Origin of the sequence: Aeromicrobium sp. (assembly GCF_014378035.1) — a bacterium.
Lineage (GTDB): Bacteria > Actinomycetota > Actinomycetes > Propionibacteriales > Nocardioidaceae > Aeromicrobium.
Window position 1 is genome coordinate 1 of sequence record NZ_JACMOM010000098.1, and the last position, 9,054, is coordinate 9,054.

General features: G+C 69.5%; 8 protein-coding genes and 1 pseudogene. 8 read left to right on the forward strand and 1 reads right to left on the reverse strand.

The features are described 5' to 3' along the window. The first annotated feature begins 455 nt into the window (after positions 1-455). The 8 genes from eccD (at position 456) to H7290_RS05265 (ending at position 8,794) form a co-directional block, all read left to right on the forward strand. Positions 456-1,829 (forward strand): type VII secretion integral membrane protein EccD, encoded by a 1,374-nt coding sequence (eccD, locus tag H7290_RS05230; RefSeq protein WP_290512959.1) that lies wholly within the window; start codon positions 456-458, stop codon positions 1,827-1,829. Positions 1,830-1,864: 35 nt separating this feature from the next. After that, positions 1,865-3,229, forward strand: coding sequence for a type VII secretion protein EccB (gene eccB, locus H7290_RS05235; protein ID WP_290512960.1), 1,365 nt, complete (start codon positions 1,865-1,867; stop codon positions 3,227-3,229). Between the two features lie 10 nt (positions 3,230-3,239). Next, positions 3,240-4,517 carry a S8 family serine peptidase gene (locus tag H7290_RS05240; protein ID WP_290512961.1) on the forward strand — a complete coding sequence of 426 codons (1,278 nt, stop codon included), beginning with the start codon at positions 3,240-3,242 and terminating at the stop codon, positions 4,515-4,517. A gap of 32 nt (positions 4,518-4,549) precedes the next feature. Further along, positions 4,550-5,071 carry a hypothetical protein gene (locus tag H7290_RS05245; protein WP_290512962.1) on the forward strand — a complete coding sequence of 174 codons (522 nt, stop codon included), beginning with the start codon at positions 4,550-4,552 and terminating at the stop codon, positions 5,069-5,071. A gap of 30 nt (positions 5,072-5,101) precedes the next feature. Then, on the forward strand, positions 5,102-5,404 hold the full coding sequence (locus H7290_RS05250; RefSeq protein WP_290512963.1) for a hypothetical protein: 303 nt from the start codon (positions 5,102-5,104) through the stop codon (positions 5,402-5,404). Continuing rightward, positions 5,404-7,170, forward strand: coding sequence for an alpha/beta hydrolase (locus tag H7290_RS05255; RefSeq protein WP_290512964.1), 1,767 nt, complete (start codon positions 5,404-5,406; stop codon positions 7,168-7,170). The genes H7290_RS05250 and H7290_RS05255 overlap by 1 nt, the downstream gene beginning before the upstream one ends. Continuing rightward, positions 7,167-7,697 (forward strand): hypothetical protein, encoded by a 531-nt coding sequence (locus H7290_RS05260; RefSeq protein WP_290512965.1) that lies wholly within the window; start codon positions 7,167-7,169, stop codon positions 7,695-7,697. The genes H7290_RS05255 and H7290_RS05260 overlap by 4 nt, the downstream gene beginning before the upstream one ends. Positions 7,698-7,825: 128 nt before the next feature. Beyond that, the gene (locus H7290_RS05265; protein ID WP_290512966.1) at positions 7,826-8,794 is read left to right on the forward strand and encodes an MsnO8 family LLM class oxidoreductase; all 969 of its coding nucleotides are present in this window, start codon (positions 7,826-7,828) and stop codon (positions 8,792-8,794) included. 20 nt (positions 8,795-8,814) lie between these two features. Here the strand turns inward: H7290_RS05265 and H7290_RS05270 are convergent. Next, positions 8,815-9,054: pseudogene (locus H7290_RS05270) on the reverse strand (precorrin-6A synthase (deacetylating)); the annotation flags it as partial.

Genomic DNA, 9,054 nt, shown 5'->3' on the forward strand with positions numbered 1-9,054 from the left:
CGTCGACACGATCGACGGGGTGCTCGCCGACCTGCCACCGAGCGCCAATGGGCCTTCTGATTTGTCGTTCGGCTGAGCAGAACAGATCCTGATGCACCCCATCCGTCGCGCGCTGCCCAGCATCGCTGTCATCGCTGCAGTGATGCTGCCGAGCGCCGCAACAGCCGGCGCCGGGTGGGCCAGAGGACGCCAAGATCAGTGAGGCGACCAACGATGCGGCCCAGCGGAACGTCGCGACGGAAGCTCCGCGAGGTGTCATCAATCGATTGCGCGTCCTGCACCGCCGACGCGGGCTCGCTCGCACTCTGCACGCAGCGAACCGACAGGCCCGGCCCCTTCGGTGCGCGACCGGTATCCTCTCCGAGGACACAGTGTTCGACCGCGTCCCGCGGTACCTGCTCAGCTGCACCGGCTCAGCCGCCGCACTGTCTCAGCCGCACCGTCCAGGGGGACTCATGACGACGCCTGACCTTCGATCCGGAGACCCGGCCGCCGCCGCGACCGGTCTCATCCGGGTCAGCATCTCCGGCGGCACCAAACGAGCCGACCTCGCCCTCCCCAGCTCACTACCGGTGGCCGAGCTGCTGCCCGAGCTGGCCCGGTCGCTCACCATGCTCGATGCGCACACCGTGCATGCCGGTCACACGTTGACCCGTGCCGACGGCACCTCCCTCAGCCCTGACACGGGTCTCGCGTTCCAAGGCGTGCGCGATGGCGATCTGCTCACGCTGCTCGCCGGATCAGACCGTGATGACCCCAAGGTCTACGACGACATCGTCGAGGCCATGGCCGATGTCATCGAGGGTCAGATGGAGCCGTGGAAGCCGGCGTCCGGGCGCCGGACTGCGCTCGCCTCGGCCTCGCTGCTGCTCGTGCTCGGCGCGACGGCACTCGCCATCCAGCGTCCGAGCCTGCCGGTAGCCGTCACGTCCGGCGCGATCGCGTTCGTCCTCATCGCCGCCTCGCTCGTCCTGGCCCGCGTGCAGAGCGAGGACGAGGCAGCCGTCGTCCTCGCCTGGGGTGGCGTGGTCTACGCCGCGGTGGCCGGGTTTGCCGCCGTCGATTCGACCGACCTGATCGAGATGCCCACCGCAGCAGGAGGCGTCGGAGCGGCCGTCGCCGGCATGCTCGGTCTGCTTGCCGTCGTGCGCTACCGGGCCCTTCTCATCCCTGCCGTCTCGGTCGGCGCCGTCGTCGCGACGGCCAGCGGAATCCTCACCCGGACCGACTACTCGCCCGCTGCTGTCTACACCGTGACGCTCGCCCTGGCGACCCTCGCCGGCAGCCAGCTGCCCCTCATGGTGCTCAATGCCGTCGGCACCAAGGTCGACCAGCCGCACGACTCCGCCGACCTCGTTGCCGACCCCGAGGAGATCAGGCCCGAGCAGGTGCGGGCGGAGGCCCAGCTCGGGCACCAGGTGCTGCTTGCCGTCACCTCGACACTCGGGCTGCTCGTCGTCATCCTGAGCCCGCTCGCCGTCAGCCTCGGTGTCACCGGTGCGCTCGTCGCACTGTGCGCCTGTGTCGTCATCATGCTGCGCACCCGCCAGTACCGCGTCGGCACCGAGGTCGCAGTGGCGCTGGGGTTCGGCGTCGGTGGCCTCGTGTCCATCGCCGTCAGCATCCTCGTGCTGCACCCGTCGTGGCGGCCGGGCCTGGCCCTGGCCCTCGCCGTCACCTCCGCCGTGCTCCTCGTGACCACCTTGGTGCCGTCCTCGCCATCGGTGCGACGCGGACGCCTGGGTGACATCGCCGAGACGCTCGTCATCGTGGCGATGATCCCGCTGGTCGTCTTCGCCATCGGCCTCGTCCAGGCGGTCCGGTCGTGAGCGCCCTGCTTCCTGCCACGACGGGGGTCTGACGCGTGGCCAGCAAGCGTGACCTCGCCGAGGCGCACACCTTCAACCGCCGCCGTCTCGTCACGGCGTTCGTCAGCGGTTCTCCCGGTGGCCGCGAGGTCGAGCCCTCGGGCTACGGCCGCACGCTCATCGGCGGCCTCGCGCTTGCCATCCTGCTGGTCGCGGGCGCCGCGATCATCGGGGTGCTCAAGCCGACAGTCGGCAAGGACTGGCTCAAGGACACCTTGGTGATCTCCAAGGAGAAGGGATCGCGCTCGGTCGCGACGAAGGGCCAGATCTTTCCCGTCCTCAACACGACGTCGGCCCGGCTGTTGCTCGCCGGCGACTCAGGAAAGCTCAAGATCGAGTACGCCCCCGAGAAGGAGATCGCCAAGCAGAAGCAAGGTCCGACGATCGGCATCCCCGGCGCACCCGACAACGTCCCCTCCACCGATCTGCTCGTCCAGACCGGTTGGACGTCGTGCATCAGCAGCGACCTCGGCATGACGACCCGGCTGGATGACGATGCCGGCGCGGAGCCAGTCCCGGGGCAGGCCGTGGCTGTCCGCGCCGAGAACGCCACCACGACGTACGTCATCTCGGGCAACCGCCGCTACGCCGTGCCAGCTGGCACGGTGGGTGACAACATCCTCGGATCGCTCGGCCTCGATCAGCTCGTCACTGTCAGAGGTGCCTGGCTCGACCTCATCCCCGAGGGGCCGGGGTTGAAGCCGTTCTCAGTGCCCGGCGCCAACACCCCGAAGCCCACCGACGTGCCCCAGCTCAACCGGGTCGGCATGCCGGTCAGGGTCGACGGCGGCGACGGCTACGTGCTCACCAGGGCCGGCCTGTTGCGACTCACCCCCGTCGCGTACGACGTCTACACCAGCTCACCCGACACCATGGACGTCGTCGAGATCAAGGGCGGCGACGTCGCGGGCATCGGTTCGGCGCCGATCGACTCCACCCGCCCGTTCCCCGGCGACTGGCCCCGGGACGACATCACCTCCTTCGACGGCGCCCAGCCCTGCCTTCTGCTCACCGGCTCCTCGGCCGACGGACCTCTGCGCACCGCGGTGCTCGCGACGCCCACCAACCGCGAGGCCCAGGCCAGCGGAGAGCGCCGCGTGGTGCAGGTCCAGCCGGGCCACGGGGCGCTCGTTCGGGCCACCGACGCCGGCTCACCCAGCACAAACGACACGCTTTTCCTCATCAGTGCCGGTGGTGTCCGTTTTGCGGTGGGTGCCAAGGACGACACGGGAACCGCGAAGAAGGCGCTGGGCTACGCCTCGATCAAGAATGCCGCCGTGCCCACGCCATGGACCAACCTCATGCGCAGCGGACCACTGCTCTCGCAGCAAGCCGTGGTCGCCAGCATGACGAGCCAGTGATGACACGGCAGTGACCACGCGCGCCAGCCGCGTTCTTGCCGCAGCCTTCCTTGCCGCCGGCGCGGTCTCGATCGTCCCGGCCGCAACAGCCACCGCTGCCACCTCCACCCCGTGCGCGATCGACAATCCTCAGCTCATCAAGTCGCCCGACGCCGATGAGCTCATCGACCGGACCGGGTTCTCCCGCACCCAGCAGCTCGCCACCGGCAAGGACGTCGTCGTCGCGGTCATCGACTCGGGCGTCGATGTCCGAAACGACCATCTCAGGGAGGCCGTGCTGCCGGGCAAGTCGTTCGCAGGGGGCAAGGACGGACGCGTCGACACCGAAGGCCACGGCACTGCCGTGGCGGGCATCATCGCCGCGCGCGAGGTGCCCGACTCCTCGCTCGTGGGAGGAGCGCCCGGCTCGATGATCCTTCCCGTCAGGGTCTACGACACCGCCTCCGAGCAGGGCAAGGCCAGGCCGTCCGCGAAGCGAACCGCCGACGGCATCCGCTGGGCCACCAGCCAGCGCGTCGACGTCATCAACGTGTCCCTCAGCGCCCCCGCCGGCGTCAAGAACGAGTCTCTCCTCCGCGATGCCGTGGCCGGGGCGGTCGCGCAGGACATCGTCGTCGTGGCCTCCGGCGGCAACCAGCCCGAGCCTGACAAGCCCCTCACCGCCGACCGCTTCCCGGCAGGCCCCCCCGGTGTCATCGGAGTCGCGGCGGCGAACGACAGCGGAGTGGTGGGGGCCTGGTCGGTGCACGGCCCGCAGGTCGACGTGGCCGCCTACGGGTCGAGCGTCCTGACGGCCTATCTCGGCGCAGGTGACTGCGTGCTCGACGCCGACACGAACGCGCCACAGACCAGCTGGTCTGCTGCGTACGTGGCCGCCCTCGCCGCCCAGCTGCGTGAGCGCTTCCCGCAGGAGACAGCCGCCCAGATCGTCTATCGCATCGAGGCGACCGCCGACCGTCCGGTCGCCGGTACCCGTGACACCGAGCAGGGCTGGGGGTTCATCGAGCCCTACTCCGCCCTGACCATGACGTACGACAACGACCGTCCCGGACCGCCCGTGCCCGGACAGGTCGGACCCACCGAGCAGACCAGCAAGGTGCGGTTGACGCCCGTCGTGGCCACTCCCGACCCGCGCGGTCCCGGTCGCAACACCCTGCTCTGGTGGGCCATCGGGGCGCTGGGTCTCACCGGCTCCGCACTCGTCCTGCGACCGTGGGTCGGGCAGATGGTCGACGTCCGCAACGAGCCGTACCCGGGGCGTCGACGTCGCGGCGATCGCTCCGGATAGTGGCCGGCTCTGCGCGTTGGTACTCTCCTGACATGAGATCCGTCACGGGGGACGCTCTCGACAGCGAGCCCTTCTACCGCGAGCTCCACCGCCGCCATCCTGACGTCGACATCGTCATCCTGGCCGGCCAGGAGCCCACCGCGGCCGACACCGTGCCGCTCGACGACGCCCGGCTCGTGGCTCACGAGTCCCGCACGACCTTCGATGACATCTGGTCGCTGCTCACCAGCGGCGGCATCTCCGCAGATGCTGTCGCTCGATGGCGCGCCGGAACGGTCGAGGGCGTCGTCAACACCGAGATCGTCGGCCGGCTCGCTGGCGTAGAACGCGCCGAGGGCGAGCGACTGCTGCGTTCACTCGCCGAGTCGCTCACGGCGCGGGCCTGGGCGGTGCAGGTCCACTCCGACGGTGCGCCAAGGGTCATCGCCGGCCACGACAACACCTCGGTCAGGCTGGTGTGGTGGGACCGCACCGCCACCCTGACCGTCCAGGGACCCGGCACAGCCGTTGGCACCGAGGGCGTCCGCGCGCTGCTGTCCGAGCACCAGGCATGACGACGGACCAGGCATGACGACGGACCGGGCATGAGCGAGTTCATCGTCGACTCGTGGGTCCTGAGCGAAGCCTCGACCGCGTGGCGCGAGCAGTCGGCACAGGTCACGACCGCCGGCACGAGGCTCGCGGGTGCCGGCATCAGCGGATTCGGCCCGGCCGTGCAGTCGACCGCACGACCATTCACTTCTGCGTGGGGCACCATCATCGCCGGCCTGGCCACTGACGCCGACGACGTGTCCGACCACCTCGACACCGCCGCGACCGCCTACCTCGTGACTGACATGCAGACACAGCGCGCCTTTGAAGCCTGGCTCCAGACGAAGGTGCCGTGATGGTCGTCGAGATCGCGGTGCCCGGCCCGCTCCCCACCCTGCGCAAGCCCGAAGGCGAACCGACTGCCGTCACCGCCTACGCCGGCGAGCTGCTGACCTCGTCGTCCAACCTCGACGACTTCGACACCTTTGCGATGCAGAAGTCGCTCACCGAGGGCTGGGAGGGCGATGCCGCCGCGGCCTACGGCAACGCATCGCGCACCACCGCCCGCGATGCGCAGGCCATGGGTCTGACGCTCCGCAAGATCAGCCGCGCGGCCGACGACTACGCCGAGTCGCTCACTGCGCTGATCACCCGCTTCGACGGACTTGCCGAACGTCTCCGCTTCCTGTCGAGCCGGCGGATGCAGCTGATCTCCGACATCAACGCTGCCGGTGAGGCCACCGACGCTGAGATCGCCTCGCTGCGCCAGCGCGCGAGAGAGGTCGGCACCGACATCTCCTCGCTGGCGAGCGACGACAACATCCTGCACGCCGATGCCGCGGTCAACGAGCGCACCATGGTCGCAGCGTTCAGCTCATCGGACAGCCTCGACAAGTCGCGACGCCAAGCTGCGGGCACACCTGATCCGGCCGATCTCGCGATGCAACGACCCGGCTCGCCCACCAGCGAGGGCAGCACCCCTGAGCAGGTCAACGCCTGGTGGGGCTCGCTGAGCGGCGACGAGCGTGCCGCCGTCATTGCGGCGAACCCTACGGTCATCGGCAACGGCGACGGCATCCCGATCGAAGCCCGCAACGAGGCCAACCGCATCGTGCTCGACACTGACATCGAAGGCCTCGGTCTTCTCGACAGCAGGAGCGAGATCTCGTATGAGCAGAACCAGGCGCTGGACAACGCACGTGCAGCGCAGGCCGCCCTCAACAGCGGTGCTGACCGCGACGACCCGATCACCGGGCTCCCGCTCGACCCCCACCTCGTGATGTACGACCCTTACGCCTTCGACGGCGACGGCAAGATCGCCATCTCGTTGGGCAATCCCGACAGTGCCGACCATGTGTCGGTCCTGGTGCCCGGCCTGACGACCAACAGCGGCAGCGCCACGTCCCTGACGACAGATGCGTTCAACATCTACGAGTCCGCCCGATACGCCGACCCCGGCGCCAGCGTCGCGTCCATGATGTGGATCGGGTACGACGCCCCGAGCGACTGGGACTCGCTCACCGTGGCCGGCGAGGGTCGCGCGGAGGATGGCGGCGGCTACCTCGCCGACACCGTCGACGGCCTGCGCGCATCGCGCGACGGCGACCCCGCCCACCTCACCGTGGTAGGGCACAGCTATGGCTCGACGACCGTGGGGCATGCCGCCTCCGACCACGGTCTTGCCGCCGACGACATCGTGCTGGTCGGCAGCCCGGGTGCTGGCGGCGACGTCGACAACGCGTCCGACCTCGGCATCGGCGCCGACCACGTGTGGGCCGGTAACAACAGCCGCGACCCCGTCGCCGCCCTGGCCGACGACGGGTGGTTCGGCGCCCACACGCTCGGCGGTGCCGGCATGGGCAACGACACCGCCGAGGACGACTTCGGAGCCAACCGATTCCAGGCCGAGTCGACGAGCCGCGGTGACGTCCGCTGGTTCGGCGACCACTCCAAGTACTTCGACCCCGACACCGAGTCGCTCTACAACATCAGTCAGGTCGTCACCGGCGACTACGGCGACGTCGTCAGCGCAGAACACACGTACGACCCCTGGTACGACGGCCCGCAGGACCCCGAGTGGGACCGCACTCCCACGGTCTACGAGACAGGTTCGGGCCAGTGACGCGCCTGATCGCGTACGGCGCGCTGGCACTCATCCTGGCCGGCATGGTCGCCTGCTCCGGGGGCCACCGCGACGGTGGCGAACAGTCCAAGGGCCCGGCGGCGTACCGCACCGAGGTGCGAGACACGGCGGCAGCGTTGCTCCCCCAGCTGGCCGAACAGCTCGGCGGCACCATGGGGCCGGCGGCCGGCCGCTACCACGAGAGCGGCGGTGACCTCTCGTCGTTGACCTTCTCCTACTCCGCCGGCGCACAGATCATGGTGCCCGGAGCCGGGCCGCACGCCACGGCCGCGGAGAAGGCGTTGAAGGACCTCGGCTACACGACCGACACCACGACGACGCCGAGCGGCGACCTGTCCACCATCTCCGCCCAGAAGGACGGGTTGAAGATCGTGGTCGGCGAGCGAGCCGCGACGGCCGCCGGCCAGGTCACCGTGTCGGTCTCCAGCCCCTACGTCAAGGCGCCCAAGAACAAGGTCAAGGAGCTCCAGGCGAAGGTGGCCAAGGAGCCCCTCGACGTGAAATGACGTCGGGCAGATGAGCTGCTGCCCGACCCGTCAAACTCTGGACACACCCCGGGGACCCGAAGAAATCCGTGCCTCGAACGGTGCCACCCACGGGGAAGCAAGCACGCTCCCGACGGGTTGAACAGGGGGTGAAGCTCTCCCTCCTCGATCGGTCGCGTACGCGGGTCGACCGCCCTGATGCCGAAGGCCTGACGGGCTCGGTCGCGCGGGCAGTCAACGCGGAGAAGCTCGGCTATGACCGGTTCTGGGTCGCCGAGCACCACGCGGTGCCCGGCATCGCGAGTGGTTCGCCGCCGATCCTGCTGGCGGCCATCGGCGCACAGACCGAACGCATCCGGCTCGGCTCCGGCGGTGTGATGCTGCCCAACCACCAGCCGTTCGTGGTCGCCGAACAGTTCCTGATGCTCGAGGCCCTCTACCCCGGCCGCATCGACCTTGGGCTTGGCCGTTCGCTCGGCTTCACCGCGCCCGTCCGGAAGGCGTTGCGGTACGACTCGGACGCGCCTGACTCCTTCGAGCAGGACCTGGTCAGCCTCCGCGGGTACCTGGACGGCGACGCGACCGTGACCGCGAGACCGAAGGCGTCGCACCGCATCCCGATGTTCGTCATGGCCACCGGCCGCGGCCTGACGACCGCTGCGAAGCTCGGTATGCCGGTCGTGGTCGGCGGCCCGATCCTCGCCGACGAATCACTCGGCGACCGGCTCGAGGCCTATCGCAAGGACTTCCAGCCGAGTGAGCGGGCGCCGGCACCCTACGTCGCGATCTCGCTCGATGTCACGGTGGCCGAGGACGAGGCGACGGCCCGCGACCTGGCTCTGCCGGAGGCCTGGGCCATGGCACGCTCACGCCAGATCGGTGAGTTCCCGCCGCTCGAGTCGATCGAGTCGATCCGGGGCCAGGCGTGGTCCAGCCAGACGCGCGGCCGGGTCGAGTCATCGCTTGATCGGGCGGTCCTCGGCGATGCCAGCGCGGTGCGTCGTCGCCTTGGAGAGCTGGCCGACCGTACCGACGCCGATGAGCTCATCGCCTCGACCTCGACGTACGACCGCGAGGCGTTGTTGGCCTCTGACGATGCACTGCGCCAACTCATCTAGGCGCGAGCTCGCGGGTGGGGTCAGGGCTTGCGCAGCAGGTACACGTCCATGACCCATCCGGCGACGGACTTCACCTCGACGCGCTGGGTCAGGATCTGATCGAGGACGTCGCCCACAGCACCGTTGACGAGTCGCTCGTCATTCGTGCCCAGGTTGGTGCCCCACCAGATCTGCCACTCCTCGAGCCCGGTGAGCTCGAGGCGCGCGTTGAGCATCACGAGAATGTTGTCGGCACCGGCTTCGACGGCCTCGCGCAGACG

Coding starts and splice junctions, on each gene's coding strand:
- eccD (WP_290512959.1), top strand. CDS start 456: ATGACGACGCCTGACCTTCGATCCGGAGACCCGGCCGCCGCCGCGACC.
- H7290_RS05245 (WP_290512962.1), top strand. CDS start 4,550: ATGAGATCCGTCACGGGGGACGCTCTCGACAGCGAGCCCTTCTACCGC.
- H7290_RS05250 (WP_290512963.1), top strand. CDS start 5,102: ATGAGCGAGTTCATCGTCGACTCGTGGGTCCTGAGCGAAGCCTCGACC.
- H7290_RS05255 (WP_290512964.1), top strand. CDS start 5,404: ATGGTCGTCGAGATCGCGGTGCCCGGCCCGCTCCCCACCCTGCGCAAG.